The 26,344-nt window shown below is 50.2% G+C and carries 25 protein-coding genes; 7 read left to right on the top strand and 18 right to left on the bottom strand.

What is annotated here, in order from left to right; all coding sequences use genetic code 11:
* Positions 1–33: 33 nt before the first annotated feature.
* From DWZ56_RS10275 to DWZ56_RS10245, 6 genes are all read right to left on the bottom strand, one after another.
* The gene (locus tag DWZ56_RS10275) at positions 34–915 is read right to left on the bottom strand and encodes a carbohydrate ABC transporter permease (RefSeq protein ID WP_199679574.1); all 882 of its coding nucleotides are present in this window, start codon (positions 913–915) and stop codon (positions 34–36) included.
* Between the two features lie 12 nt (positions 916–927).
* On the bottom strand, positions 928–1,917 hold the full coding sequence (locus tag DWZ56_RS10270; protein WP_199679573.1) for an ABC transporter permease: 990 nt from the start codon (positions 1,915–1,917) through the stop codon (positions 928–930).
* Between the two features lie 297 nt (positions 1,918–2,214).
* Positions 2,215–4,503, bottom strand: a complete 2,289-nt coding sequence (locus tag DWZ56_RS10260; protein ID WP_158584527.1) for an AraC family transcriptional regulator — start codon at positions 4,501–4,503, stop codon at positions 2,215–2,217.
* 112 nt (positions 4,504–4,615) lie between these two features.
* Entirely contained in the window at positions 4,616–5,437 is an 822-nt protein-coding gene (locus tag DWZ56_RS10255; RefSeq protein ID WP_118556549.1) for a carbohydrate ABC transporter permease, read from the bottom strand.
* The gene (locus tag DWZ56_RS10250; RefSeq protein WP_118556667.1) at positions 5,434–6,306 is read right to left on the bottom strand and encodes a carbohydrate ABC transporter permease; all 873 of its coding nucleotides are present in this window, start codon (positions 6,304–6,306) and stop codon (positions 5,434–5,436) included. Before DWZ56_RS10250 ends, DWZ56_RS10255 begins: the two co-directional genes overlap by 4 nt.
* Before the next feature lie 74 nt (positions 6,307–6,380).
* The gene (locus tag DWZ56_RS10245; protein WP_118556548.1) at positions 6,381–6,977 is read right to left on the bottom strand and encodes an extracellular solute-binding protein; all 597 of its coding nucleotides are present in this window, start codon (positions 6,975–6,977) and stop codon (positions 6,381–6,383) included.
* A 44-nt stretch (positions 6,978–7,021) separates the two neighbouring features.
* Between DWZ56_RS10245 and DWZ56_RS10240 the strand changes: the two genes are divergently transcribed.
* Together DWZ56_RS10240 and DWZ56_RS10235 are read left to right on the top strand one after the other, a co-directional pair.
* Positions 7,022–7,876 carry an AraC family transcriptional regulator gene (locus tag DWZ56_RS10240; RefSeq protein WP_330424860.1) on the top strand — a complete coding sequence of 285 codons (855 nt, stop codon included), beginning with the start codon at positions 7,022–7,024 and terminating at the stop codon, positions 7,874–7,876.
* A gap of 98 nt (positions 7,877–7,974) precedes the next feature.
* Complete coding sequence (locus tag DWZ56_RS10235) at positions 7,975–8,952, top strand: uroporphyrinogen decarboxylase family protein (protein ID WP_118556546.1); 978 nt, start codon at positions 7,975–7,977, stop codon at positions 8,950–8,952.
* 120 nt (positions 8,953–9,072) lie between these two features.
* Here the strand turns inward: DWZ56_RS10235 and DWZ56_RS10230 are convergent, their stop codons facing one another.
* The 3 genes from DWZ56_RS10230 to DWZ56_RS10220 all read right to left on the bottom strand — a co-directional run bounded on the left by DWZ56_RS10230 (position 9,073) and on the right by DWZ56_RS10220 (position 11,566).
* A complete protein-coding gene (locus tag DWZ56_RS10230) occupies positions 9,073–9,870 on the bottom strand; it encodes an ABC transporter permease subunit (protein WP_118556545.1) in 798 nt (265 codons plus the stop codon).
* On the bottom strand, positions 9,867–10,766 hold the full coding sequence (locus DWZ56_RS10225) for an ABC transporter ATP-binding protein (protein ID WP_118556544.1): 900 nt from the start codon (positions 10,764–10,766) through the stop codon (positions 9,867–9,869). Before DWZ56_RS10225 ends, DWZ56_RS10230 begins: the two co-directional genes overlap by 4 nt.
* A 131-nt stretch (positions 10,767–10,897) precedes the next feature.
* Positions 10,898–11,566, bottom strand: coding sequence for a TetR/AcrR family transcriptional regulator (locus DWZ56_RS10220; protein ID WP_158584526.1), 669 nt, complete (start codon positions 11,564–11,566; stop codon positions 10,898–10,900).
* Between the two features lie 207 nt (positions 11,567–11,773).
* Between DWZ56_RS10220 and DWZ56_RS10215 the strand changes: the two genes are divergently transcribed.
* The 3 genes from DWZ56_RS10215 to DWZ56_RS10205 all read left to right on the top strand — a co-directional run bounded on the left by DWZ56_RS10215 (position 11,774) and on the right by DWZ56_RS10205 (position 15,097).
* A complete protein-coding gene (locus DWZ56_RS10215; RefSeq protein WP_118556542.1) occupies positions 11,774–13,273 on the top strand; it encodes a phosphate--AMP phosphotransferase in 1,500 nt (499 codons plus the stop codon).
* A gap of 233 nt (positions 13,274–13,506) precedes the next feature.
* A complete protein-coding gene (locus DWZ56_RS10210; RefSeq protein ID WP_118556541.1) occupies positions 13,507–13,944 on the top strand; it encodes a CBS domain-containing protein in 438 nt (145 codons plus the stop codon).
* 49 nt (positions 13,945–13,993) lie between these two features.
* Positions 13,994–15,097, top strand: a complete 1,104-nt coding sequence (locus DWZ56_RS10205) for a DUF362 domain-containing protein (protein ID WP_118556540.1) — start codon at positions 13,994–13,996, stop codon at positions 15,095–15,097.
* A 62-nt stretch (positions 15,098–15,159) separates the two neighbouring features.
* Here DWZ56_RS10205 and DWZ56_RS10200 read toward each other — a convergent pair whose 3' ends face one another.
* Together DWZ56_RS10200 and DWZ56_RS10195 are read right to left on the bottom strand one after the other, a co-directional pair.
* Positions 15,160–16,047 carry a DegV family protein gene (locus tag DWZ56_RS10200; protein ID WP_118556539.1) on the bottom strand — a complete coding sequence of 296 codons (888 nt, stop codon included), beginning with the start codon at positions 16,045–16,047 and terminating at the stop codon, positions 15,160–15,162.
* 362 nt (positions 16,048–16,409) lie between these two features.
* Positions 16,410–17,915 carry an L-fucose/L-arabinose isomerase family protein gene (locus DWZ56_RS10195; protein ID WP_118556538.1) on the bottom strand — a complete coding sequence of 502 codons (1,506 nt, stop codon included), beginning with the start codon at positions 17,913–17,915 and terminating at the stop codon, positions 16,410–16,412.
* Between the two features lie 129 nt (positions 17,916–18,044).
* Here DWZ56_RS10195 and DWZ56_RS10190 point away from each other — a divergent pair, with 129 nt between their 5' ends.
* Positions 18,045–18,926 (top strand): AraC family transcriptional regulator, encoded by an 882-nt coding sequence (locus DWZ56_RS10190; RefSeq protein WP_118556537.1) that lies wholly within the window; start codon positions 18,045–18,047, stop codon positions 18,924–18,926.
* Here DWZ56_RS10190 and DWZ56_RS10185 read toward each other — a convergent pair whose 3' ends face one another.
* From DWZ56_RS10185 to DWZ56_RS10170, 4 genes are read right to left on the bottom strand one after another with little or no spacing between them, the layout of a single operon-like run.
* Positions 18,927–19,853 (bottom strand): family 43 glycosylhydrolase, encoded by a 927-nt coding sequence (locus DWZ56_RS10185; RefSeq protein ID WP_118556536.1) that lies wholly within the window; start codon positions 19,851–19,853, stop codon positions 18,927–18,929. It lies immediately after the preceding gene.
* A gap of 22 nt (positions 19,854–19,875) precedes the next feature.
* The gene (locus DWZ56_RS10180) at positions 19,876–20,991 is read right to left on the bottom strand and encodes a phosphotransferase enzyme family protein (RefSeq protein WP_118556535.1); all 1,116 of its coding nucleotides are present in this window, start codon (positions 20,989–20,991) and stop codon (positions 19,876–19,878) included.
* 20 nt (positions 20,992–21,011) lie between these two features.
* Positions 21,012–22,025, bottom strand: coding sequence for a UDP-glucose 4-epimerase GalE (gene galE, locus DWZ56_RS10175; protein ID WP_118556534.1), 1,014 nt, complete (start codon positions 22,023–22,025; stop codon positions 21,012–21,014).
* 40 nt (positions 22,026–22,065) lie between these two features.
* On the bottom strand, positions 22,066–23,007 hold the full coding sequence (locus tag DWZ56_RS10170) for a sugar phosphate nucleotidyltransferase (RefSeq protein ID WP_118556533.1): 942 nt from the start codon (positions 23,005–23,007) through the stop codon (positions 22,066–22,068).
* 268 nt (positions 23,008–23,275) lie between these two features.
* Here DWZ56_RS10170 and DWZ56_RS10165 point away from each other — a divergent pair, with 268 nt between their 5' ends.
* Positions 23,276–24,097, top strand: a complete 822-nt coding sequence (locus tag DWZ56_RS10165; RefSeq protein WP_118556532.1) for a PocR ligand-binding domain-containing protein — start codon at positions 23,276–23,278, stop codon at positions 24,095–24,097.
* A 170-nt stretch (positions 24,098–24,267) separates the two neighbouring features.
* On the opposite strand, the gene DWZ56_RS10160 is transcribed toward DWZ56_RS10165, so the two are convergent.
* The 3 genes from DWZ56_RS10160 to DWZ56_RS10150 form a co-directional block, all read right to left on the bottom strand.
* Positions 24,268–24,597: a hypothetical protein gene (locus DWZ56_RS10160; RefSeq protein ID WP_118556531.1), complete on the bottom strand. Its 330-nt coding sequence runs from the start codon at positions 24,595–24,597 to the stop codon at positions 24,268–24,270.
* A gap of 99 nt (positions 24,598–24,696) precedes the next feature.
* Positions 24,697–25,347, bottom strand: a complete 651-nt coding sequence (locus DWZ56_RS10155; protein ID WP_118556530.1) for a carbohydrate-binding family 9-like protein — start codon at positions 25,345–25,347, stop codon at positions 24,697–24,699.
* 284 nt (positions 25,348–25,631) lie between these two features.
* Positions 25,632–26,243, bottom strand: a complete 612-nt coding sequence (locus DWZ56_RS10150) for a non-canonical purine NTP pyrophosphatase (RefSeq protein WP_243095183.1) — start codon at positions 26,241–26,243, stop codon at positions 25,632–25,634.
* Between the last annotated feature and the right edge of the window lie 101 nt (positions 26,244–26,344).

Below are 26,344 nucleotides of genomic sequence, written 5' to 3'. Positions count from 1 at the left end.
TGCGGGAACTTTTCGGTAACTGTGAATAATACCCTACTCCTTTATCGAACCCACAAGAACACCTTTGACAAAGTATTTCTGCAGGAAAGGATACACACACAGGATCGGGATTGTGGAGACCACGATCGTAGCCATCTTCACCGTCTCCGCCGGCGGTATGTTCTCCAGCACGGTGCTGGCCGTGGCCATGTTGGTCACGCTGGCGCTGGAGATGATCTGCTTTAGGACATACTGCAGCGACCAAAGGGATTTATCGCCCACATAAAGCATGGAATCATACCAGGAATTCCAGTGCGTTACGGCGTAGAACAGGGCGATCGTCGCGATGGACGCCTTGGACAGCGGCAATACGATCCTTGTAAATACCACAAAATCGTTGGCGCCGTCCAGCTTTGCCGATTCCTCCAGGGAAGGCGGCAGCTGCATAAAGAAATTGCGCAAGATAATCAGGTTGAATGGATTTACCAGTCCCGGAAGAATATAGACCCAGAAGTTATTTGTCAGCTTCAGCGTCTTAATCAGCAGAAAGGTCGGTATCATGCCGCCGCTGAACCACATCGTAAATACAACGATCTTCGTCAGCGCCTTTCTGCCGGGATAGTATTTCCTGGACAGCGGGTAGGCTAACAGCGCTGTGACCGCCACATTAAACAGCGTTCCCGCGGCTGTCCGCAGTATGGTTATCTTATAGGCCGTCCCGATGCTCGTCCCGGAAAACAGGACAAACCGGTAACCGGATAAGTCCAATGCCCTCGGCACCAGCCGCAGAGGATTGGATGCACGTTCCACGTCCGACATCAGCGAGTGTCCCAGCACATAAAACATCGGATACAGCATGATCAGACAGACAACGAGAAGCAGTACGCTGTTTGCCGCCTTAAACACCTGGTCCCCGTTTAAACCTTTTTTCTTCAATTCATCCACCCCCTAAAACAGTCCGTCGGAACCGAGCTTTTTGGTCACCCGATCCGTGCCCCAGATCAAAAGCAGCGCGATAAATGACTTAAACAGCCCCACCGCCGCCGTATAGGAAAAGTTTCCGTCCACGATGCCGGACCGGTATATGTAGGTTTCAAACACATCCGATACTTCATATACGGCCGGGCTGTACATGTTCAGGATCTGTTCGAAGTTATCGTCCAATATCCTTCCCACGGAAAGGATCAGCATGACCGCCACGATGCCGCTGATGGCCGGCAGCGTGATATAACGGATCTGCTGCAGCCTGTTCGCGCCGTCCACGCGCGCTGCTTCAAACTGCTCCTGGTCGATGGTGGATATAGCGGCCAGGTACACGATGGAGCTGTATCCGATATTTTTCCAGATTTCACTGATTACCAGCATACTGCGGAAATACCGGGAATCCCCCATGAAATATATGGGTTCCAATCCGATCTTTTCCAAAATCGCGTTGATCGGGCCGCTGGTCGGTGAGAGCAGGATGTTCATCAGTCCCGCCACCACCACCCATGACAGGAAATACGGCATATAAGTGATGGTCTGCACCGTTTTTTTTGCATGCCTGTTTCCGATCTCGTTGATCATGAGCGCCAGAAGCACCGGAGCCGGAAACATGAAAATAATGCGGTAAAAGCTGATCAGCAGCGTATTGCGCAGCACTCTTGTAAAATATACGGACTTAAAAAACGTAATGAAATTGTCAAGCCCCACCCAATCCGCCTGAAAGATCCCCTGCAGCCCTCCGGCCGCACCTCTGTAATTCTTAAACGCAATGATCAGCCCATACATCGGCGTATACTTAAATACCAGAAAATAAATCAGCCCGGGCAGCACCATAAGGTGCAGAAACGCGTATTTGCGGAAGTATCCGCCGCCCGGCTTTTTTCTTTTTGCTGTAAGCCCCTGTGGTTTCATCCTCTGCCTTACCCTCTCCTTCTTTTTATGCTGCGGTTTCATGCCGCCTGCTGTGATATGCCGGTATGCGGATCTGTTGCATCCGCTGCGCCGGTGCTGTACTGGCTCTATTGTAGTGCAGAAAATATATGCCGTAAATTCTAATTATCAGAAATCAATAGAAAATCCCAGTAATTGTATATGGCACAAATCAAAAATATGTACTGTTTTCCACCACAGTCATGATGAAAAAAATCCGGCAAGCGGGATTCTCCGCCTGCGGCCGCATAGCGGCAGCAAAAAGCGGCCGGACATCATCTCTCTTATGAGATGCTGTCCGACCGCTGCAAAGCGCGCCGGCTATTTTTGATAGTTGCCGGGCGTCACTCCCATGATCTTTTTAAATACGCTGATAAAATATTTGGAACTGCTGAAGCCTACCATTTCCGCGATCTCCTGGATCTTATATTCCCCGCTTTCCAGGCACTCTACCGCCGCGTTAATCCTCATCTCGTTGACCAGCTGGTTAAAGGGCCGGTTCTCCCTCCCGTTTAAAATCTGATTGATATAGGTGGGGCTGATCCCGACAGAATCGCTTAAGCGGTCCATGTTAAACGCGCTGTCCCGGTAGTTTTCACGGATGCACTCCATGATTCTCTCATAATAGCGGGAGGTCTTGTCGCTGCGCGTCTGTTCATAGACCCGAATCATCTTTTTAAGCAGCGCGGAAAAGAAAAACTTCGCGTCCTCCTTGCCGCGGATAAAGAAGATATTTTTAATGACATTGTCATTGCTGTAAATCTGATCCATGGGGATGTTCAGTTTATTGGCCGTATTGATCAGAAAGCTGTTAAACTGCAGCAGCAGAAACTTGATATTGCCGGAATGTCTGGCATATGCGCGCCCCGCCACATCCTCCATGAATTCATCCAGAAGCCGCATCGCCTCCCCTGTATCTCCCAGACAGACTGCCTGTTCAAAATATTTCTCTAACTCAAAGGGATAATAAAACTGTGTCTGGTCTCCGCCTCTGATATCGCTGTAATACACCACATCGCCCTGACAGAAATATCTGCTTCGGACCGCTTCCTTGGCATTTTTATAGGCCTGGCGGATATGATAGACATCTGTTTTTTCATCACAGATCCCGGCAAACGCGCGGATTCCGAGATTCTGATGCAGGAGGCGGATGATCTCCAGAAGCCCCGCATTGATTTCGGATACCTTATAACGGCTTCCGTCTATAAAAAGCACGATTTCGGAGATATCCGTATATACAGTCTGGGAATTCTCAAATCGGTTTTTCTGTAGTATGTTGGTGACGCTTAGGGATGCGAGATCCGGCTTTATATCCTGCTTTTTCAGAGTCTCATCAAACTCCTCCAGCACTATGATCGCCACCAGCAGATCTGTTTTTGCCATAGCGATCTCATAATGCTCCAGGTCCGCATCTGTTTCTTCCCGGCTCTTCGTGCCGTGGATCAGGCTGACCAGCACCCTCTCTTTGAGCAGACCTCTGGTCTCATTCAGGCTCTTGGTCAGATCCGCATTTTCGGATATGGTCCTGCGCACCTGCTGGTAGATCCGGCCCCTGTCAACCGGCCGGCCGCTTCCGGATATCTGCTCATTCATCCTGGTCAGCAGCTGATCGATATCCTTCGTATTCTCATTAAAGAACAGGCATGCCATTACAAAGCAGATCAGTATAGCGGCCAGATCGAAAAGGATCAGAAAGCGTCCCATACGGACCGTCGATGTATGCACGGATTCCAGGGGATAAAAGGACAGAATCTGCCATCCGTATTCAGGCAGGCTGTCCGTGATAGCCATATACTCCCCACCCTCTATGGTGACGAGAAAATGGCGGGATGTCTCTTCAGTCCTTTCTTTATAGAAATCCAACTCTTCTATATTGCGGTAAAGCTGGCCGCTGTCCTTGGCCATAATGATCTGGCCGCTGTCATCCAGTATGTAGAAGGGCGCCCGTTCATCCATGGCCAGTTTGTCCAGGATCTTCTCATAGATCTGTTTCTGGTCGATGTTCACCACCATCGCCCCCTGTGCGCTCTCATAGCCGCTGATCGGCAGCAGCGTGAATACCGAAATGGCATCCAGCGATTCTTTTGTATAACGGGACAGGCGCATCGGATGGGTGTTCATAATCTGTATGGTCGGAGTTTTCGCCTCATACCATGCAAGGAATGCCTGATCCGGCAGTTCTTCTGCGTCCGCCAGGCCATAGGCGGTGGAGAACACCCTGCCGCTGCGCTGCGCATACAGGTATACGGAATGCACATAATTGCAGGAGAGCCTAAGCTGCTGCAGCTTCTCCTTCACCGGCTGCATAATATCATAGCTGCCGAGTTTTGAGGCGTCGGCATCCATAAAGCGCTTCACCGACCGGTCGTTATAGACCTGTATGCTGCTGCGCATGATGTTGTCAAAAACCAGCTCCACTGAATTTTTCACTTCGAGCAGCAGCTGTTCACCGGATTCACCGAAGCTCTTCATGATGCTCTTTTTGTACTCATAATGAAATAGGACGGACATGACCGCCATGATCAGGATATTTGCCGAAACCATGAATACAAGAAACTTCACAAACAGCTTTCTGTCCTTCATCCAGTTCAACCGAAATTTTCGCCGCATAGCATTCTCCCCCCATTTTCCTTTTATCATACCGCAAACCGGTTTTCGGTGTAAATTCCGAAAATCGAAAATGCGGTATAAAATCCGGAATCGGGGGATTTTCCTGACGCTCTTATCCTTTAACCGCCCCGCATAGCATGCCGTCTATAAAATTTTTCTGGAAAAGCAGGAAGAATACCAGCACGGGCAGAAGCGCCAGCATGGCCCCGGCCATCACGGAGCCATAGTTTGTCACATATCCCGGCTGTACCATCAGAGAAAGGACCAGAGGCATTGTGTATTTTTCCTTCGTATTCAGCGTGATCAGCGGCCACATGAAATTCCCCCACTGATTTACAAACGAGAGGATTCCGAGAGAGGCCAGAGCCGGCTTCATGGTCGGAATCACAATTCTGGCAAAAATCCGGAAGTCCCCCGCCCCGTCAATCCTGGCCGACTCCATCAGTTCCCCCGGGAATGCCATGAAATTCTGCCGCATCAGAAACACGCCGAATATGGAGGCAAATCCGGGCAGGATCACCGACCAGTAGGTATCAATCATGTGAAACGCCGTCATCTCAATAAACAGAGGGATCAATGTGACCTGGGTCGGTATGAACATAGCCATCAGGCAGAGCGCAAACAGAAATCCCTTCCCTTTAAACTCATACTTTGCAAAGGCAAAGCCCGCCATAGAATCGATGAGCAGTATTCCCAGGGTATAGACAAGAGCGATAAAAAGGCTGCTGAACATATTCCTGCCAAGAGGGAAGGAGGCCGTCAGGTCTTTCAGATTGGACAGCAGCCTGGTGCCGGGGCGCAGTGCCCACTGAATCTGATAAATCTGTGTGTTGGTATGAGTGGCCGCAAACGCCGACCACAAAAACGGGAACAGCGCGACGGCGCAGCTCACTAACAGGATGCCATAAGCGAAACCGTTTCTTTTTGTTTTCATCTGCCTTTATCCTCCTTTGTCACTTTTATCTGCAGGAAGGTCAGAGCGGCAATGATCAGGACCAGTATGTAAGAGCCTGCGGAAGCGACGCCGAAATCAAAGGATTTAAAGCCTTTCTTATACAGGTATTGCACGATGGTCAGCGTCTCATTAACCGGCCCCCCTCCGGTAAGCAGATACGGCTCCGTAAAAAGCTGCAGCATGCCGTTCACAGACAGGATCACCGCAAAAATCAGCACCTGCTTTAACCCGGGCACCGTGATGGCAAAGAACTGCCGGATGCGCCCCGCCCCATCAATCGAAGCCGCTTCATACAGGTCTTCCGGTATATTCTGCAGCCCGCTTAACATGATCACCGTATTATATCCCGTCCACCGCCATGTGATGGCGATGATCAGCACAGTTTTCGCCAGCCATCCCAAATTCAGCCACTGCAGCCCGTCCCCTCCCAGCAGGCGTATCACATTGTTCACGATACCGTTTTCATAATTAAAGAACATCCCGAAAACAATGGAATAGCTCACCGCATCCAGCAAAACCGGCATAAAAACCACCATTCTCATGATCCCTTTGCCCTTGAGCTTTTTCACATTGAGAAGGCTCGCCAGGATAAGCGCAAGGGCGGTCTGCACCGGCACCTGTATCACCATCATGAGAAAGGTATTGAAAAGCGCTTTAAAAAAGAGAGGATCGGAAAGAACAAAGGAAAAATTGCCAATTCCGGTAAATGTAAAAGAAGCGCTCTTATATTTGCCGAAACAGAGCATCAGCGAAAACACAATGGGATAAGCCATAAATACAAAAAAGAATGCGATAAACGGCAATAGAAACAGATACGGTACCGACCTATGATAAATTGACCTTCTCATAAAAACCTCCGTCAGGCTCTGCCTGTCATCTAAAAAGGGACCGCCGCAAACCGGCTGCGGCGGCCCCATCCACATCAATAACTGTCAATCGCCCTCTGTGCCGCTTCATTGGCCGCACTTAGGGCCTGGGCAGGATCGGTTCCGTTAATGAATATCTCTCCGATCGCCGTCGCCAGCGCATCCGCCACATCGGTGAAATAGTATCCGAAATCAATCTTAGGCGAATCCACCCACCTGGCAAAGGTCTCACCGATTGCCACACCGAAATATGCATCCACTTCTTTATAGCATTCCGCATCATAGTAGGGCTTATAAGCTTCAAACTGGCTCTGCCCGTAGAGGATGTCCGCCTGATTTGCATTCATCAGAGAGAATTCCACAAATGCTTTCGCGGTCTTCGGATATTTTGTCGAGGCGGAAATTGCCGCCACGGAACCGCCCAGGCTCACATTGCCGGACGTGCCCTCAAATGCGGGCATGGGCGCATAGGCCCACAGGCCGCTCTGATCCGCCACAGAATCTTTCATCACAATGTTATACCATGCCGGATATGGCAGCGTGCAGATCTGACCGTTGTTTAATGCGGTGATACGGTCGTTCCATTCATCCGGAAAATCCATCATGATTCCGGCATCGATCATGGCCTTCAGGGTCTGTGCTGCCCTGATCATTTCATCGGATGCAAGATTGACCGTACCGCGCTGATTTTCCCGTCATCGCATTTACGGATGAATGGAACATACCGGATGATGAAATCACGTTCCTGCATTGCCATAACTGTTTGGAGATCGGCCTTTGCAACCGGGGGGAAGGCATCGCTCTCGTGGAGGGGAAGACCTGCGGATTTACTGCAGGCGATCTCTATATCGTCTGCCCCAACACCATGCACATAACCAAGAGCTGCGATGGGACGGACAGCCAGTGGGAATATCTCTATATTGACACGCAGCGCCTGTTTAAGGAATATCTGCACGGAGAACTGCCAAACGCCTCCCTCCTGATGTTCGATTCGCCGGATTTTCCCAACATCATCTCCGTCCAAAGCTATCCGCATATGAGGCTATTGCTGCAGCAGATACTGCATGAAATGGAAGGAAAACGTGAAAATTACCGCATCAGCGCCGCCTGTCTGTGCATCTCCTTTTTGATCGAGCTGCTGCGCTTTCTGCCGAGGGAATCCGAATCCCATTTTTCAAATTTAAGATCCAAGCTGGTGATCTATCCCGCGATCCAGTACATCGACAGCCATTACATGGAGCCGGTCCGCATCGAAGAGCTTTCCGCACGCTGCTGTCTAAGTCTCACGCATTTCAGGAGGTTGTTTAAATCCATCATGGGGGAAGGCCCCTTAAATTACCTCAACCGCATACGCATCAATAAATCCTGTGAGCTCTTATATAGCACCGAGGATACCGTGCTGGATATCGCCTTGCAGGTAGGGTTTTCCGGCAATACCAGCTACAACAGGAACTTCACGCAGATCATGGGCACCACGCCCCTGCAGTGGCGCAAAAAGAGCCGTTCCGTAACTAAAAATGACATGGCGTTTTCCATATTCCCCTGCGGCTGAATGGTCGATTTTTAACTTTTTTTGTATGTTTTCAGTTTGAAACAGGAGGACAGCAGATGCTATAATGGCTCCATCATTTTATAAACGGAGGTATACCCATGGATAAGCGCACGCGCCTGTTAAACGCTATGGACTGTAAGCCGGTGGACCGGGTGCCGGTCACCTTTTATACTCACTGTATGACAAAAGAAGATCTGGAAGACAATGCCGTTTCGGCACAGCTGAAATGGTATCATGACTGCAATATGGATTTCCTATGTATCGAGCCTGACGGATATATGGAATACCGGAAAGGTGTGCCGGTGCAGAATCTGGCGGACTGGAAGGACCTGAAGGGCTATAGCAGGAACGACCGATATTTCACGGGACAGCTGGACCGGGCGGCCCGCATCACGGAGGGGATAAAGGACGGCGGATGTACCTACTATATGGTCTTCACCCCATTCACCACCATCAAACATACCATAGGCGGTGAAACGCGCATCATGGAGCTGTACCGGGAAAACAGGGATATACTGACCGAAGCCATGAAGGTGATTGAGGAAAATACCTTTCTGCTCTGTGACCTGTTAATGCGGGAAACGGGCATCACCGGCATCTTTGTGGCCCTGCAGAACGGCGAAGACTGGCGTTTTTCGAAAGAAGAGTATGAGGAATATCTAAGCCCCTGGGACCGCCGCCTTCTCGCGCACGCTAATTCCCTGTCCGATTACAATATCACCCACCTGTGTTCCTGGACCGGGGTGCCCAATAATCTCGAGCTCTGGAAGAACTACGATTACAAAACCGTGAACTGGTCGGCAGGGATTGAAAAAGATATGGATTTACGGCAGGCACGTTCATTTTTCAAGCCGAATACCGCTCTGATGGGCGGGTTTGACAACACTCCCAACGGTATATTATACCTCGGGGACGAAAAACAGATCAAAGAACATACCGCCGCACAGCTAACACTGGCTGGACAGACTGGCACCATCCTCTGCGGCGACTGTTCGGTTCAGACTGACCAGGACCCGAAAAAGGTGCGGTATGTGATCGAAGCATGTGAGGAGTATGCTGTAAATCACCGGCGCTGAAACGGATGAACAGCGCCAGGCGCAGATAACAGGCCCGGATACAGTCTGTGTAATGACTGTATCCGGGCCTGTTATCTGCATTCTTTGTACTGCGGCCATCTGCCGGCTTTTCCGCATGAATCAGAGCGGAAGATCCCTCCTGTCAAACCGTACAATCCCAATCACCGTACACGCAATTCCGGCCGCATACAGGGCAGCGCATCCCAGCCATGCCTTCGCGTCCCCCGCACATAACCCGTCCACATCAAACAGCGTCAGGGGAGTCGCATATCTCAGAAACTCAAACTTATCCCCCACTCTGGAAAGCATCTGCATCAGCAGTGAGTATACAACAACCCCTGTACCGACCGCGGAGGCCGTCTTCGACTCATTACAGAAACAGGAGGCGCAGAAGCATGCTCCGCCGAAAAAGATGAGCAGGCCCAGAAGCCCCGCATTGAGGCGCAGAAAGGCCGGTATATCAAGCTCACCCGGAAATAGCATCTCACCGAAGGCCAGTATGAGCCCGGTGACAAAGCCCACCATGACAAGCAGGCACAGCAGCAAAAACACAGCCTGTGTCAGCATGATGCGGCGGCGTTTCACCGGCGCGGCCAGCAGATATGCCATGGAGCCGTTATCCACATATCTGGCCGCCAGCCGGTTGGTTAAGATTATGATAAATACGCCGGGAAACGCTATAAACAGCACCCCGTAGAGGTATCCGGATACAAATTCCAGAAGCGTTGTGCCTACGTTGAGCATGCCGAATGCTGCGAACAGATCCGGCATGCTGTCCGCCATTGCCTTCAGGCTGTCTCCCATTTTGGGATCAAACATCATTGTGATCATGCTGCCATATACGCTGAGCACGCCTAAAAATATGACAAGCAGCAGCCAATTGGATTTACTTTCTTTTTTAAACAGCGTAAAGTTCATTGTTTCTTGCCCCCCTCTCCGTAGAAATGCAGGAAGAATTCCTCCAGGCTCTGTGTGCGCACATCCAGATCCGCCACGGTATATCCGCCCGCTCGTTTTATAAATGCATCCAGATTCTTCCCCACTTTGGCTGTCACCGTCCTGCTGCCGGCCTCATAAACAGCTTCCCTGCATCCTGCCGCAAATTCTTCGGCCATGGCCGCCTCCCCGAATGTGATCTCCACGATCTTCTGTCGTCCCTCTTTCAGTTTATCCATATCCTCCACTGCGACCAGCCTGCCTTCGCGGATAATGGCCGCACGGTCGCAGGTCCTCTCAATTTCTTCAAACATATGCGAGGACATCAGAATCGTTTTGCCCTTTTTCTTCTCCGACAGGATCAGATCGATAAAGCGGTTCTGCATCACCGGATCCAGGCCGTTGCTTGGCTCATCCAATATATAGATGTCCGCCGCCGGATTCATGAATGCGCAGATAATTCCGATTTTCTGCTTCATCCCCTTTGACATCTTCTTAAGCTTACCGGCTGCATTCAGCTCAAACAGTTCCATCAGTTCCCTGGCGCGCTTCAGATCCTTCATATTCTTCATATCCGCAGCAAAACGGATGAACTCCATACCGTTCATAGAATCTATAAAAGCGATTTCCCCCGGCAGATATCCCAGATGTCCCTGTATCTTATCCGCATCCCGGAAGCAGTCCATCCCCTGTATGGATACCTTACCGCTGTCCGGCCTTATAAAGCCCATGAGCTGCCGGATCGTGGTTGTCTTTCCGGCGCCGTTGGGGCCCAGAAATCCCAGGACCTCTCCCTGCCTGACAGCAAAGCTGACATCGAAAACACCCCGATTCTGCCCATAGTCCTTGGTAATATGGCTTATTTCAATTACATCCATCCTTCACCCTCCTCTTTAATGTCACCAACCGCAGGTTGATGACCTACGCACGCTTTTTGCGTGCTTCCGCTTTAATGTCACCAACCGCAGGTTGATGACCTGCGCACGCTTTTTGCGTGCTTCCTCATTAATTATCCCTCTTCTTTATACAGATACTTCCGCAGCATCTCCAGATAGCCTAGAAGCTCCTCATTCAGCTTTTCCACATCGATTGCATCCGGCACTGTTTCCATTTCATCCGGCACTGCAAATCTCGGCGCTTCATTCTCTGCATACGCGATGGCGTCTCTGACCATGCCGTCCGAAGTCCAGACAATCATCTTAAGCACCTTTCTGACGTCCACGCCGTCCTTAAACTTTGTATAATCCGTGCGGCGAAGCACAGCCTCGATGCTCTGCCCTATGATATCCGTATTCTGCAGGCCCAGATCTTCCGCCACCTCTTCATCTTTTTCAAAATAGGCGGTCATCAGATACTGCATCATATAAGGGTGCTGTTTCATGATTGCGACTTTCGCCCGCTGTGTCTGAAAGAGAATATCAAAAAAGTCTGTTTCCTGTGAATTGGCATATTTAGGAATTTCCCTGCGCAAAAAATCGATGCAGTATCGGTACAGAAACAGATACAACCCTTTCTTATTTCCAAAATAGTGAAACAGCAGCCCTTTGGAAATGCCAGCCTCTTTTACAATCGCATCCGTCGTGGCGTGTTTGTAATCGGATTTTGAAAATACCTTCGACGCGGCGTTTATGATTGCATTCTGTTTTGCAAACGGCAAAGCGTAAAATTTTTCGTTCAATATGATCCGCCTCCTCTTCTTTGACCAGATCAGTCAATCATCATTGTACTATCATTGACCAATTTAGTCAACAGCAACTGATCAAACAGTGTATAGCATCACTTTTCCCGCCGTCTGAACTGTTACATTTTGATTGATAATTCTCCCAGGATATGCCATACTAAAGCTAACAGAATATGTGGTCCTACAGTGAGAGGAGGAACGTTTATGTTGGAAAAAGTAGCGCTGAACCAAAAGATGGGGAAAAAAGAGTATAAAGAGGCGATGGAGCAGCTGGAACCCCGGCTGTCCCGGCTGCAGCGGGCCTGCAGATCTGCACAGATTCCGGTAGTGATCGTATTTGAAGGGCTGGATGCCGCCGGCAAGGGGACTTTGATCAGCCAGCTCATAGGGCCGCTGGACCCCAGAGGCTTTCAGGTGTTCACCACACAGAAAGAAACCGAAGAAGAAAAATTCCATCCCTTTCTCTGGCGCTTCTGGACAAGGCTTCCTGAAAAGGGCCGCATCACCATATTTGACCGCAGCTGGTACCGCCGTGTGCTGGTGGACCGCTTTGACGGCCTGACCGATGACGCGAGACTCAATGACTCTTTTGAGGAGATCAACAGCTTCGAACGTCAGCTTACGGATGACGGGACCATCATCATCAAATTTTTCCTGGTAATCTCCAAGAAGGAGCAGGAAGCCCGCTTTAAAAAGCTGCTGGACTCCAAAGCTACCTCCTGGCGGGTTTCCAAAAACGATATTAAGAGAAACAAACACTATGACGAATATCTCCAGATGAACGAAGAGATGCTGGAACGCACCGACCAGGCCTATGCCCACTGGACCATTGTGGAATCCACCGACAGAGAATACGCAGCTGCCAAGATTCTCTCCGCAGTTGCAGCCCGGCTGGAGGATGCTCTTAAAGAAAAGCAGACGCAGAAGATCCTGGAAAAGGAACAGGATGCGGCAAAAGACAGCCCCGAAGCTTTGAAGCTTCCCTATGCCACTTCCGTTCTGGGCGGTGTGGATTTAAGCAGATCTTTATCCAAAGAGGTATATAAGGAAAAGCTGAACGATCTTCAGAAACGTATCGCCATCCTCCACAGCGAGCTCTATAAAAAGCGCGTTCCCGTTGTGCTGGCTTTCGAAGGATGGGACGCAGGCGGCAAGGGCGGAGCCATCAAGCGCCTGACAGAAAAGCTGGATCCCCGCGGTTATGTGGTAAATCCTGTCTGTGCGCCCAACGATATTGAGAAGTCCCATCACTATCTCTGGCGGTTCTGGCAGAACTTTCCCAAGGACGGGCACATCGCGGTCTTCGACCGTTCCTGGTACGGCCGCGTGATGGTGGAACGCATAGAAGGCTTTTGTTCCGAGGAAGAATGGAAACGTGCTTACCGCGAAATCAATGAGATGGAGAGTGCGCTGGCCAGCCACGGCACCGTTGTGATCAAGTTCTGGATGCACATCGATAAGGACGAACAGGAGCGCCGCTTTAAGGAACGCCAGGAAAACCCTGAAAAGCAGTGGAAAATCACCGATGAGGACTGGCGCAACCGGGCCAAATGGGATGAATACGAAGCCGCCGTGGATGAGATGCTGATCCACACCTCCACCACCTATGCCCCCTGGGTTGTGGTGGAAGCCAACGATAAATATTATGCGCGCATCAAGGTGCTGGAAACTGTGGTGAAGGCGCTGGAGGAACGGTTGAAATAACTGTTTGTTAAATCTGCTGCAGATAAATAGAGGCTGTGAAAAAATGAAGTTTTTAAATTCTTTTTCACAGCCCTTTTTAACTGTCCCCTCTGCCCCGACATGCGCGAAACGCTTGCGAACCGGCATTTCTTACTAAATACTGAATTTTTTGTTAAAGTTTCTGTGAGCTTTTGACTATCTTCTTTAACTGGATTATAATGAAGACGTAAATAAAACAGGAAAGAAGGCGAGTTATGAACATCCTATTTTTTCTTACCCCGAAAAGTGACGTCGCTTACATAAATCAGGATGATACCGTAAGACAGGTCCTAGAGAAGATGGAATATCACCGTTACTCTTCCATGCCGATCATCAACCAGAAGGGCGAATATATAGGAACCATCACAGAGGGCGATCTGCTGTTCGCTATCAAAAACCACTACTATCTCAATTTCCGCGACGCGGAAAAAACTCCGATCTCACAGATCGCGAGGCGGTCGGATAACCGCCCGGTACGGATCGACGCCGATATCGAAGATCTTTTAAACATGGCCATGCACCAGAATTTCGTGCCTGTGATTGACGATCACCGGGTATTTATCGGAATCGTCACCAGGAAGGATATCCTGCAGTTCTGCTATAATCAGATGAAGAAGATAAACGGTAAGTCCAGACAGGAGATCATCGCTTAGTCAGCCTGTGGATATTTCAGAGGAATACACGGTGAAACGGAGAGCATAGATGAACGAGAATCAGATTTATGTTATTTACGGTGATCATATAAAGGAAATGACAGCCTCCCTTCTGGAGGCTGTTGATCTGAAAGGAAGGATTCCCTCCCATGACAGCCTGATCGGGCTAAAACCCAATCTGGTGGTCGCCAAACCTTCCTCTACAGGAGCCACCACCACCCCCGAAATTGTGGAGGGCGTGATTGAATATCTGCAGAAATACGGCTATCATAACCTTCTGATACTGGAAGGCTCCTGGGTGGGGGACGATACAGGCAGGGCATTTAAGGTCTGCGGCTATGACCTCATCTCCAAGAAGTACGGCGTTCCCCTGTTCGATACGAAAAAAGATTCCGTCAGCGTACAAAGCTATGGCGGAATCTCCATGGAAATCTGCAATAAAGCGCTGGAAACAGATTTTCTGATCGATCTGCCGGTGCTGAAAGGGCATTGCCAGACCTATGTGACCGGCGCGCTGAAAAATATGAAGGGCTGCATCTCCGACCGTGAGAAGCGCCACTTCCATACCCTGGGACTGCACAGGCCCATCGCCTATCTGAATAAACTGCTGCGCCCCGATTTTGTCGTTGCCGACGGGATCTGCGGCGATCTGGATTTTGAAGAGGGGGGCAATCCGGTCCGTATGAACCGGATCTTCGCCGGTTCGGACCCGGTACTGACGGACAGTTATATCGCTTCCTGCATGGGATACCGGCCTGCGGACATCGAATATATCCGGATAGCCGCAGATATCGGTGTGGGCAGCTGTGATATCGACCGCGCGGACATTATCGAGCTCAACAGGGACACCACCCTGGCCTCCCCCGCTTCTTCCCGACGTGTCCAGAGCCTGGCAAAGTATACAGAAGCAAAAGACGCGTGCTCCGCCTGCTATGCCAACCTGATCCAGGCTCTGGCAAGGATGGAGGATTGCGGTGAACTTCGGGCATTAAAAGGACACCCGGTTAAAATCGGCCAGAAGTATCAGAACAGCTCCGGCAGCGGTCCGGGGGTGGGACGGTGTGCGTCCGGATTTAAGCCCTGCTGCATGGGCTGCCCTCCCAAAACTGAAGAGATCCTGAAAATGCTAAGAGCGTACAGATTGCGGAAATGAATTTCAAAACACGCTCTAAGACAAGGGGCGGGAATTCCCGCCCCCTGTCTCATTATATTCTGTCAGTCCACTCTTTCGTCTCCCCAGAAAAACAACGCCACCGTTCCCGGACCGGTATGGGAACCGATCACTGTTCCCACACTGTTGATCATGACTTTCCCATTCAGCTTGGGAAATCTGCTCTCAATCAGCTCCGCAACCGCTCTGGCATCCTCCATACAGGCGGAATTGGAGATAAAACATTTGCCGGAATACTCCAGGCCGCCGTTGGCATGCACTTCCATCATCCGGACGATCTCTTTTATTACCTGCTTCTTGCCGCGTATTTTTCTGCGTGGAATCAGCTCTCCCTTATCGTTCATATTCATCAGCGGACAGATATTGAGCAGGGTCCCCATGGTGGCGGACGCCGCTGAGATGCGGCCGCCCCTTTTATAATGGGTCAGATCTGTGGAGAAAAACCAGTGATGCATATGAAGCTTATTATCCTCCAGCCATTGGTACAGCTCTTCCAGGGAAGCTCCCGCGGCGCGTTTTTCATATGCGGTATCCACTATCAGGCCGTAACCTGAGGACGCTCCCAGAGAATCCACCACCTTTACCGTGCGTTTGGGATACTTCTCCTTAAGCTCCTCCTGTGCGATCCTGGCGGAGTTGATCTCGCCGGACAGGCCGGAAGACAGGGAAATATGCAGCAAATCCTTCCCCTCCTTCAGGATCGGTTCCCACAGATCCACGAATTCCTCCGCATTGACCTGGGAGGTCACGGGCATCGCACCGCCCCTGATCCGGTTGTAAAACTCTTCAAAGGTTATGGTCTGCCCGAGGTCATCCAGATATTCCTTCCCATCCATCTGAAAATGAAAGCAGGCAAAGGGGATATTCTTCTCTTTTAAATATGCCAGCGGCATATCGGCTGTGGAACAGCAGGTTATCATATAATCACTCATCTACAGATCCTCCATATCAAACATACATAGTTTTAAATACTACTATTAACAGTATATCTTACTGTATTTTAATGTCAATACCTAATCCCATGTATTTTCATTCTCAATGTACGGATGTGTTGCTATTACAGTTGACGTAAACTTCCCGCGTATGGTGGGGCAGAGTATGTTCCTCATTGGGACACGCTCTCGCTCCGTGAAGCGCGCAGCGGTTCTAACGCTGCAAACTACACAGCGAAAGAACCGGCGGGCTTCGAGGGATCCCTATGAGGAACATACTCTGCCCCACCATCCGCTACTTTATCGACAACCATAGATAGTAACACGGCTTCTGATTTATAATGCATCAGAAGGCGCATAATTCAAATTACCGTCTTCTGTACTCCCATCAGATAAGCGGCTTTCTCAAACAAGGACGCGTTATGCCCCACGCTCATGGCGAAATGGTGGGTGGGAGCCTCAGCGAACCACGCGTCCATATAGGTGTCCGGGTCCGTCTTAAATCTCACGGGCGTCTGGGTATTTCCGATGGTCATGATCGGCCCGTCGGTGGATTCCGCCTCAGATATAATAAACTTGAGCCTGCCGTCCGCGGTCTGTGTACAGCCTAGGTTGGTGATCTCTCCTGTGCGCACCTTTGCTTCCACGGACACACCCGTACCCTGTTTGCCGTGATAAAGCCCCATGCCCCTTAAGATCGGACGTCCCTTGGCGATGGCCAGATGAAACGGCCCGTCATGGCCCAGCAGAATCGTGCCGTCCTCATAATCTGTCACCACGATCTCACAGAAGCTGCCGCCTCTGCCTGCGATATCGCACATCTTCATGGCGAGGCAGGTCTTTAAATCCCCTTCTCCGGAACAGGGAATGCCCCTGGCCGTAAGCAGGGAAAGGCCTACAATAAACCCGCTCTGCAGCTTTTCGTATTCGCCGCCCAAAGCTCCGTGGTAATAATAAGTCAGCGCATCCAGATCGTACTCCTTCACCAGCCGGTCCAATGCGCAGGCAACCCGGGCCGACCAGTCCATCTGTTCAGATGTAGGCTTTCTGGCTATGGGGTCCGAGGGTGAATCCTCACTGATCTCAAAAAACTCCCGGATCTCCTCCTGCTTGGCCGCCGCCTCATCTGCAGTCACCTGCCTTAACATCCGGTCCAGATCACACATCTCCAGCACCTCAACATGCATGCCGGTCTGCGCCTGCAGCATCGTGAAATCGCTGTACATATCCAGCATACCGCAGTAGGTGTTTCCCAGAAATCCGAATCTGGAACCAGCGATTCCGGCCCTGACCGCCGCAGCCGTCACCCATTCTTCCACCTGGTTCCAGGCCTTTACCGCTTCCGGCCGTCCTGCGGTGGTTTCATCTGCAAGGGAGATCTCCGGCGTCCGCTCCAGTCCCAGCAGACCGTTGATCACACGGTAGCCTATCCCGCTGCGCGCAAAGGCGTTGGTCAGCTCCGGCACAGGACAGGCCCCGCAGTGCGCCAGCCATTCCCCTGTGGTGGTCTTCGGATAGTTGATCCGGACTGCCGGCTGCAGATTCAGGATGATCACAGGGGCTTTACATCTCTGATGCAGCGGCAGAATAGATGCGCTGGTCACATAAGTGGCGGAATGGGCAAAAATCAAGTCCACCTGATTTGCGTTAAAATACTCTCCAGCCTTAGCCCCCTCCTCCGGGCAGTCCACCAGCCCGTAGTTGAACACTTCCGCCTCCGAAAATCCGGCGATCTTCTCCTCAATAAATGTTCCGTAGCCGATCAGCCGTTCTCTAAGGCCCGGAAACTGATCCCAGTAATATCTAAGCCCCATGGAATACAGGCCGATTCTCGGCCGCTTTGTTTTTTTAAGTTTCTCCAGTCCCATAGTCACTACCTCCCATAGATAACATTTAATTGCGCTTCAATTATATCTATTATATAATCGGATTATAGATAATACATCACCCGATCTTGACTGTAAATAACAGATTCTTGCTCTATTAAGGAGATCATTATGAGAACCGAAAAGGATAACCGGCTGGTTGAACACTATTCCCCGGCCTGGTCGGAGGATTCCGTGCGCCTGATCCTCACGCCCACAAACGCGGCCAGAAAAACTTTCTTCTATCTTCAGGAGGCGGGCTATTTTAAAACCGATGAGGATTACTATACCGAGCGGCGGAATCTGCACTCTTATCTGCTGATTTATACAGTCTCCGGCAGGGGACTTCTTAAGTATCAGGGAGAATCCTGGGAACTGGCTGCAGGAAGCGCGGTTCTGATTGACTGTATGGACTATCACCGCTACAGATGTCCGCCCGGCGAACACTGGGAACTTTTATGGATTCATTTCTACGGAGGCAGCGCAAAGGGGTACTATGAACAGATCTTTTCTTCCGGCTTCACACCGTTTATGCCGGATCAACCGTTTATATTTGAAAGCGCGCTTAAACGCCTTGTGGCGGTAAACCAAAGAAAAGACCGATTCACCGAGGCGGTCTCTTCCAGTTTGATCGTCAGCCTTCTGACGGAGCTTCTATTTATGCGTCCGGATGAAAACGCCGTCTATTCCGATATACCGGATTATATTAAGGCTGTCACAAGGGATATAGAACAGAATTTTAGAAATGAGCTCACTCTGGACAGCCTGGCAGAAAAATACAGCGTCAGCAAATATCATCTGTCCAGAGAATTTAAAAAATATACCGGAACCACCGTCCACGAATCCCTGATCACCGCCCGCATCAGTTACGCCAAGGAACTGCTCTGCTATTCCGGCAAAACGGTGGGTGAAATTGCCTGTGCCTGCGGCATGAGTCATGTCAGCCACTTTATCCGGCAGTTTGAAAAACGGGAGGGGCTCACCCCATTGGCATACCGCAGAGAGTGGAGCTGATCAAAGCCTCCACTCAAACTCCTCGTTGCGGTTACAGTAAAGCCCACAGCCGTCCGTAGTCAGCCTGGTGGCCTGTATGGCGGTCAGGGCATGGCGGCCGTCAAATTCCTCCCCCTTTTTCTGCTCGTAGGGATGGCAGAAATAAAACATATAGGCCTCCCCGTTGACCACCAGCACATCCGCGTGATGGCCCAGCGCGCCGTCACCGGCCCTGGTGCCGGGCACATCGAGCAGCGCCTTGTCACAACGCGCCCAGTTCGTAAAATCGTCCGAGCGGTATACGCCAAGCCCATTCCAGAAATCCGTGATCATCCATTTTACCCCTCCGAATTCGAACACGTTCGGGCCCTCATGGGCGCAGTCGGCGATCTCTTCTCGAAGCACCTCCCAGTGATACAGGTCCCTGCTCACCGCGCTGAAAGTATGGCTTCCATGGGCCTCGTCCTTATACCACATCTTATAGGTCCCCGGCTCCACTTCATATACGCATGCATCAATGACCCGGCCGCTTGACAGCGGTATTTCCCCTCTGTATTTCCACTTCCAGAGATTGTCCGCCGTATAATGCAGTATTTTCCTTCCATAGTTCCAGTTCGTCGGTATGCCCGTGATATAGGATACATACATATGATACTCCCCGTTGGCATAGAGGATTTCCGGCGCCCAGAAGGTATTGTGCCCCGGCTCGAAATCAAGGCCGGGCAGCGTCCCGCGGTACAGCCAGCCGGTTCCGTCCGTAGAAGACGCTACGCCGATGGCCGAACCGTGGATGCTGGAATAGCCCACCTGCACGGAAGTGGATCTCCTCTGGGTGTAAAACATATAATAACATCCTTCTTCGCGGTTCCATATCACCGTCGGATCGGATGCTCCGTCGTAAATCGGATCCCGAAACAGGGGGGCCTCTACTCTCTTACTTTTCGTCATTAACATATTCCTTTCCACTCTGTCAGCTGTGTTTGAACACGATGCTTCTCATCGCATCCCATTTTCTCTCCATATCCTTTACCAGAGCGATCTGCGTCCTGGTGCGGTCCAGATTATGCCCCGGACGGTGAGTCTTGAAATACACATCCCCCTCCAGATAGTCGGTCAGGAAGCGCATGCCGCACTCCATGGTCATCAGCTTTGCGCCCATGGGAAGCATCTCAATTTCCTTCTTGGTCAGGCTGCCGCAGCAGCCTTCCAGATAGCCGTCCGTATAGCAGTCGAACAGATCCAGATCCAGGGAAACCCGGCTTAAGTCCTGCTCATCTTCCGCCGCCGTGTTGGCGCCGAAACGGATGGAATCCCCGAAATCATTGATCGAAAGTCCAGGCATCACCGTATCCAGATCGATCACACAGATTCCCTTGCCGCTCTCATTATCGATCATGATATTATTGAGTTTGGTATCGTTATGGGTGACACGGAGAGGCAGTCTGCCGCTCTCAAGCAGGCGCATGGTCGTGCCCATCTCTTCCCCGTGCTCCAGATAGAAACGGATCTCGTCCTGCACCCCGGCAGCTCTGCCGCAGATATCCTCTTTCACCACCTGCTGAAAGCGCTTAAAACGCACCGGGGTGTTATGGAAATCCGGAATGGTCTCATGCAGCGTCTGGGCAGGGTAGTCGGAAAGCATGTTCTGGAAATGTCCGAATGCCACAGCGCTTTCATAAAAATCCTTTGGGCTCTGTACCTGATCAAAGCTGGTGGCCCTTTCGATGAATAAAAATGCCCTCCAGTAGCTGCCGATCTCATCCTTGTAAAAATATCCCCCGTCCTTTGTGGTGATCAGGTTCATTGTCTCCCTGTTGGGATCTCCCTGATTGCGGATGATCTTTTCCCTTAGGAAACCGGTCACCCGGCTGATATTTTCCATAAGCTCTTCCGGCTGCCTGAATATCTCATGGTTCATGCGCTGCAGGATATACCGTTGCTCACTACCGTCCTCCAAGAGAGATGTCACCAGAAACGTGTCATTGATATGCCCGTTGCCGTAACCCCTGTACTCTTTTACTTCACCCTTAAACTGCATATTGGCAATCGCATCCGCGATTTTGCTGCAAAGCTGTTCCCTCTCCATCACCACTCTACCTCTCGTCTTTATTTTCCGTATCCGTCCGGATTATTCTTCTGCCATCTCCAGGAATCCTCGCACATTTCCTCCAGGCCCAGCTGCGCCTCCCAGCCCAGCTCCGCCTTTGCCAGAGAAGGGTCCGCGTAACAGGTAGCGATATCCCCAGGCCGGCGCGGACAGACGCGGTACGGCAGTTCCCTGCCAACCACCTTGCTGAAGCTCTTGATCATATCCAGAACGGAATAGCCGATGCCGGTGCCCAGATTATAGGTCAGCACGCCTTTTTTCTCCGCCAGTTTTTCCACAGCCTTCACATGGCCCTTAGCCAGATCCACCACATGGATATAATCCCGGACGCCGGTGCCGTCCGGTGTATCATAATCGTTTCCGAACACGTTTACCATCTCTCTTTTGCCCACAGCCACCTGTGTGATATAGGGCACCAGATTGTTCGGTATCCCCTTCGGATCCTCTCCGATCGTTCCGCTTTTATGCGCGCCGATCGGGTTGAAATAGCGCAGCAGGATGATGTTCCAGCTTTGATCGGCCACATACAGATCCCGGAATATATCCTCCAGCATCAGCTTCGTCCTGCCGTAAGGATTCGTTACGGATAAGGGGAAATCTTCCCTGATCGGCACGGTATGAGGATTGCCGTATACGGTGGCGGAAGAGCTGAACACCAGATTCTTAACTCCGAAACTTCTCATCACTCTGCAGAGAATCAGGGAACCCGTAATATTGTTCCAGTAATATTCCAGAGGCTTTTCCACTGATTCGCCCACCGCCTTTAATCCTGCAAAATGGATGACGGATGTGATTTCCTCCTGCTCAAATACTTTGGTGAGTCCTGCCTCATCCAACAGATCCACTTTATAAAATTTTGCTTTCTTTCCAGTGATCTGTTCCACTCTCTTTAACGATTCTTCGCTGGAATTGCAGAGGTTATCCACCACAACCACATCATAGCCCGCATTCTGCAGCTCTACACAGGTATGGCTGCCAATATATCCGGCTCCGCCGGTCACTAAAATTGCCATGTTCCTCTTCCTTTCTTCTTTTTTATAGTCAGTTTATATTTTACACCATTGCCTTTTCAAGGTCCAGTACATCCGGATATACTCCCGCAGACTTCATGGCGCGGACCGCATCCATCACCACCTGCTTATCTTCCTTATAAGTTACCCCATACCACTTATCCGAAGTCTTTTTCACCGTCACAACCGCTTTCTTTTCCTGAAGCAGTTCATTGACCACAAACGGCAGAAAATACTCACTCTTAAGAGGATTTTTCTCCGCCTCAGTGTCCAGGAAACGGCGGAAGCGTTCATTCAGCTCACCAAGCAGGCTCTCCGTAAATCCCCACATATTCATGGATACCGTGCATCCCTTTGGAAGCGCTGTCCAGGTCTGTCCTCCGTCTTCGGTAAAGGCTGCGCCGTCCCCCCGTTTCTCAATTCGGGTGCGCTCGCAGATGCCGGAAAGCATGCCGTTTTCATCGATTTCACAGATACCGCGGGCCACAGAACCGTTCTCCGTCAGCGTATTTTCCAGCTCATATCCGACCATGGCATACTGATAATAGCCATCGCCATCCTCCGCATGTTTCAGGAAATCGCAGATCATCGTAAACGCCTGCCGTCCATAAAAGTCATCGGCGTTGATCACCGCAAAAGGGCCGTCCACCACACCCAGGCAGCTGGCCACCGCATGGCCGGTTCCCCATGGCTTCACCCTGCCCTCCGGGACCCGATACCCCTCCGGCAGATGATCAAGCTGCTGGTATACATATTCTACCTTTATATACCGTCCCACCCGGTTGCCGATCCGCTCCTTAAATTCCTCTTCAATCGCATGGGTGATGATAAATACCACTTTATCAAATCCGGCTCTCACCGCATCATAGATGGAAAAGTCTATAATCAGATTGCCCTTCTCATCCACCGGATCCATCTGTTTTAATCCGCCGTAACGGCTCCCCATTCCTGCCGCCATAATCACTAACGTTGGTTTTTTCTGCATCCTTGTCTTCCTTTCTGCGCTTCTTAAAACTTTTTACTGTGCGCCGGTCATCAGTTACGGTTTACAGCCGTTTTTGTTGTAATTATCATATCAAACGGACTGTTTTTTTGCACTGAAATATAGTATAATATTTTGTATTATCGGACACAGTTATCTATTTTACCATTACAGGTCATCAGCCTGCGGTTGGTGACATTTATAAAAGGAAGCGCACTGATGTGCGCGTAGGTCATCAACCTGCGGTTGGTGACATTTATTAGGAGGAATTATGGGGTCTGATTATACGATTGAGACGATATTGAAAGAGCTGTACAAGATATCCGGGCTGCGTATCTGTATCTATGATACGGACAGGAAGGAGATAGCCGCTTATCCTGCGGTCATTTCTCCATTTTGCAGCCATATCCAGCAGAATAAAGCCGGAAGGGCGCTCTGCCATGAGTGTGATGCCAGAGCCTTTGCCACGGTAAAAGAAACCGGTGAGCCTTACATTTACCAGTGCCGCTTCGGGCTCTATGAAGCGGTGGCACCCCTCTACCAGTTCGGCGTGCTGACTGGCTATCTGATGATGGGGCAGACACTGGATACGCTGGCGCAAAGCAGGGAACAGACCCTGGCGGCCGCAAAGGCCTATTCCGGCGACCATGAACAGCTCGCCTGTCTGATTGACCGGATACCTGTCATTTCCAAAGATAAGATTTTATCCTGCCTGACAATCATGAATATCTGCGCCGCTTATATCACTTTAAGCAACAAGCTGAACATAGACGGAAAAGGGATGGCAGCCAAAGCGCGGCATTATATCGCGCGGCATTATGAGGACAGGATCACCATTGATCTTCTGTGCCAGCGTTTTTTCTGCAGCAAATCCACCCTGACCAACGCATTTAAAAAGGCCTATGGCGAAACGATCAATGATTTTCTGACCAGGACCAGGCTGGATGCCGCAGGGAAACTGCTGGATAAAACCGACGTGCCGATCAACGCCATTGCGGAGCAGTGCGGCTTTTCCGATCAAAGCTATTTCACAAAGGTTTTTATCCGTAAGTATGGCATCACTCCGAGCCAGTACCGGCAGCAGAATTTGTAGCGATTCTAGTGTGCTGCCTATTCACAGTTACCATAAAGTTCCTGCACATAAGAGTGGCAGGGTATGCTCCTCATTTGGACACGCTTTCGCTCCGTGAAGCGCGCAGATTGTCACCAACTGCCAAGTGGATAACCTGTGCGCATCCATGTGCTACCCTTTAATAATCTCATTTAAACATTTCGAGATTTCAAATAGAGATCTTCCTCTTTTCTAGCATCAATATAAGCTTTTTCTAAATCAATATTATAAATATAAGCAATTCGGAACAGTTGAGCCATAACATCTGCTAACTCATTCTCCAAACGACTATTGATAGTCTTAATATCTTCTGTAAAAGCATAGTATTTTTCTTTCATCATTACCCATTTGGCTAATTCTCCACATTGTTTCATTAGCTCCAAAGTAGCTGCTTCTCCCTTCCATTCTTTTAATTCAATTTTCTGAAAGCGATGGAAGATCTCGCTGTACATATCTGACAATTCACAAAAAGTCAAACTCATATAGACACCTCCAAAAATTGTGTATTAAAGTAACTTATCTTTCCACTTTACCATTTCAACATATACTTTCTTAATTAGCTCGTGTACCTTGCGTAGTGCTTACTCTATAATCAGGCTTCCAAAACACTCCGGCCTGTGGAAATCCGGCTTTCCGCTCACGATCACGGACCAGCAGCCATAATGGGGGATCGGTGTATCATCCCCGCACTTATAGAAATTCCCGCGCAGTTCGCTGCCCGGCCCAAACTCTCCCGGCCCGTAATAGTCATCGATCAGGCTTAGCGGAATCAGATACCGGACGCTCCAGCGGTCCTCCTTGATATCCGTGCGTATATCCATATCCGGATAATTCAGATAAGGAACCGCCTGCCGCTCCTGCCTGCCTTTTCCGTAACCACACAGCATGGCGGAAGATGCATTCGTTTCGAAGTTCAGATAACCGCATTCCGGCTGCTTGGGACGAAAGTTCACGAAAAATTCCATACAGCTGTCCCTGTATACAGGATCCTGCGGATTTTTCCATACTGTACTGGGCGCCGCCTCCACACAGGTCAACTGTACAAGAAATCCCCTTTCCGGCACAAACGCCACTTCACCCCAAGTCAATGGGCGATACTCCCCACCCCAGGGATAATGATCGGCCAGTGCTCTGCGCTTGACAGAAAAGTCCGCCCCACCGGTCCGTATTTTCTCATACGTCTCCAGCGGGACGGTTTCGATTATGTATCTGCTTTTATCTGTTTTAGCCATGCTAAATCCCCCTTTTCTCTTGTCACCAACCGAAGGTTGATGACCTGCGCACGCTTCAGCGTGCTTCCGCTTTTCCTGTCACCAACCGAAGGTTGATGACCTGCGCACACCTTCGTGTGCTGCCTATTTTTTATGTCTGCCGGTCACAGCCCGCAGCCGTGTCCGCGCAGGCTTTCACAGCGCTGATTCGATGATGTTAGTATAACATACGCAGCCCCTGCTTGTCACTATACACTCCTTTGCCCGGCATGAGTATTGGAACGTGAATGCCATGCACCGAATTTTCAACAATTCAGAGACTTTATAAAAAAATCTACAAATCCGTCCACATCTGACTCCGCAACCGTACGGTCAGGCAGATCATAATAATACTTATTTGTTTTAAGATCCACAGACAGGGCATCGAGCGGGAAACCTGGCACCCGTTTTTCATGGGGAGTTCCAACCAACAGGAACGGTTCCGTGCCCAGGGACTCATCCATGCTGCAGTAAATGTGTTCCTCATCCAAGATCAGACAGATTGCATTTATGTATCTACCGACTAAACGGCCATTGTATTTTAATGCCAATTTGGAATAGTAGCCTATCATTTCCTCATCTGTCAATTCTTTTCCGTTCACTCTTCTGACATGCGTACCTGGCTGCAATGAATCCTCGATTCCCTCAAAATACAAGCCGGAATCGCAGGAGAATACCGGCATATGAAAGGCCCTATAAAAAGCCGTTGCTTTTATCTGCGCATTTTCAAGCGGATCCGCACCGTTTTCCTCAATAGCCGGCACCGGCCGGTTCATATCCTTTAAACCTGCTATCTTAATCCCCAACGGCACAACTGCTTTTCTCATCGCCGCCAGCTTTGCAGGATTCGATGTTCCGAATAAAATTTCCATATTCATTACCTGACCTTTCCCTGCACACTATGCTGATTCATATTTTAGCACATTACTTTTCATTTGAGTAGCTTGTCCTGGCCGACTGACCTTTCCTTTCTGAAATA

Origin of the sequence: Lachnotalea sp. AF33-28, assembly GCF_003477885.1 — a bacterium.
Taxonomy (GTDB): Bacteria; Bacillota; Clostridia; order Lachnospirales; family Lachnospiraceae; genus AF33-28.
The sequence above is the reverse complement of the archived record's forward strand: the minus strand, read 5'-3'. Positions and strand labels throughout refer to the sequence as shown.

Excerpts from the sequence above, each read along its gene's own strand:
- DWZ56_RS10195 (WP_118556538.1), bottom strand. The coding sequence starts at position 17,915 with ATGGGACTGGAGAAACTTAAAAAAACAAAGCGGCCGAGAATCGGCCTG.
- DWZ56_RS10200 (WP_118556539.1), bottom strand. The coding sequence starts at position 16,047 with ATGAGTGATTATATGATAACCTGCTGTTCCACAGCCGATATGCCGCTG.
- DWZ56_RS10270 (WP_199679573.1), bottom strand. The coding sequence starts at position 1,917 with ATGAAACCGCAGCATAAAAAGAAGGAGAGGGTAAGGCAGAGGATGAAA.
- DWZ56_RS10180 (WP_118556535.1), bottom strand. The coding sequence starts at position 20,991 with ATGGAGAGGGAACAGCTTTGCAGCAAAATCGCGGATGCGATTGCCAAT.
- DWZ56_RS10205 (WP_118556540.1), top strand. The coding sequence starts at position 13,994 with ATGAACGAGAATCAGATTTATGTTATTTACGGTGATCATATAAAGGAA.
- DWZ56_RS10230 (WP_118556545.1), bottom strand. The coding sequence starts at position 9,870 with ATGAACTTTACGCTGTTTAAAAAAGAAAGTAAATCCAATTGGCTGCTG.
- DWZ56_RS10185 (WP_118556536.1), bottom strand. The coding sequence starts at position 19,853 with ATGACGAAAAGTAAGAGAGTAGAGGCCCCCCTGTTTCGGGATCCGATT.
- DWZ56_RS10235 (WP_118556546.1), top strand. The coding sequence starts at position 7,975 with ATGGATAAGCGCACGCGCCTGTTAAACGCTATGGACTGTAAGCCGGTG.
- DWZ56_RS10155 (WP_118556530.1), bottom strand. The coding sequence starts at position 25,347 with ATGGCTAAAACAGATAAAAGCAGATACATAATCGAAACCGTCCCGCTG.
- DWZ56_RS10170 (WP_118556533.1), bottom strand. The coding sequence starts at position 23,007 with ATGCAGAAAAAACCAACGTTAGTGATTATGGCGGCAGGAATGGGGAGC.
- DWZ56_RS10225 (WP_118556544.1), bottom strand. The coding sequence starts at position 10,766 with ATGGATGTAATTGAAATAAGCCATATTACCAAGGACTATGGGCAGAAT.
- galE (WP_118556534.1), bottom strand. The coding sequence starts at position 22,025 with ATGGCAATTTTAGTGACCGGCGGAGCCGGATATATTGGCAGCCATACC.
- DWZ56_RS10255 (WP_118556549.1), bottom strand. The coding sequence starts at position 5,437 with ATGAAAACAAAAAGAAACGGTTTCGCTTATGGCATCCTGTTAGTGAGC.
- DWZ56_RS10260 (WP_158584527.1), bottom strand. The coding sequence starts at position 4,503 with ATGCGGCGAAAATTTCGGTTGAACTGGATGAAGGACAGAAAGCTGTTT.
- DWZ56_RS10245 (WP_118556548.1), bottom strand. The coding sequence starts at position 6,977 with ATGATCAGGGCAGCACAGACCCTGAAGGCCATGATCGATGCCGGAATC.
- DWZ56_RS10215 (WP_118556542.1), top strand. The coding sequence starts at position 11,774 with ATGTTGGAAAAAGTAGCGCTGAACCAAAAGATGGGGAAAAAAGAGTAT.
- DWZ56_RS10160 (WP_118556531.1), bottom strand. The coding sequence starts at position 24,597 with ATGAGTTTGACTTTTTGTGAATTGTCAGATATGTACAGCGAGATCTTC.
- DWZ56_RS10250 (WP_118556667.1), bottom strand. The coding sequence starts at position 6,306 with ATGAGAAGGTCAATTTATCATAGGTCGGTACCGTATCTGTTTCTATTG.
- DWZ56_RS10165 (WP_118556532.1), top strand. The coding sequence starts at position 23,276 with ATGGGGTCTGATTATACGATTGAGACGATATTGAAAGAGCTGTACAAG.
- DWZ56_RS10190 (WP_118556537.1), top strand. The coding sequence starts at position 18,045 with ATGAGAACCGAAAAGGATAACCGGCTGGTTGAACACTATTCCCCGGCC.
- DWZ56_RS10150 (WP_243095183.1), bottom strand. The coding sequence starts at position 26,243 with ATGAATATGGAAATTTTATTCGGAACATCGAATCCTGCAAAGCTGGCG.
- DWZ56_RS10210 (WP_118556541.1), top strand. The coding sequence starts at position 13,507 with ATGAACATCCTATTTTTTCTTACCCCGAAAAGTGACGTCGCTTACATA.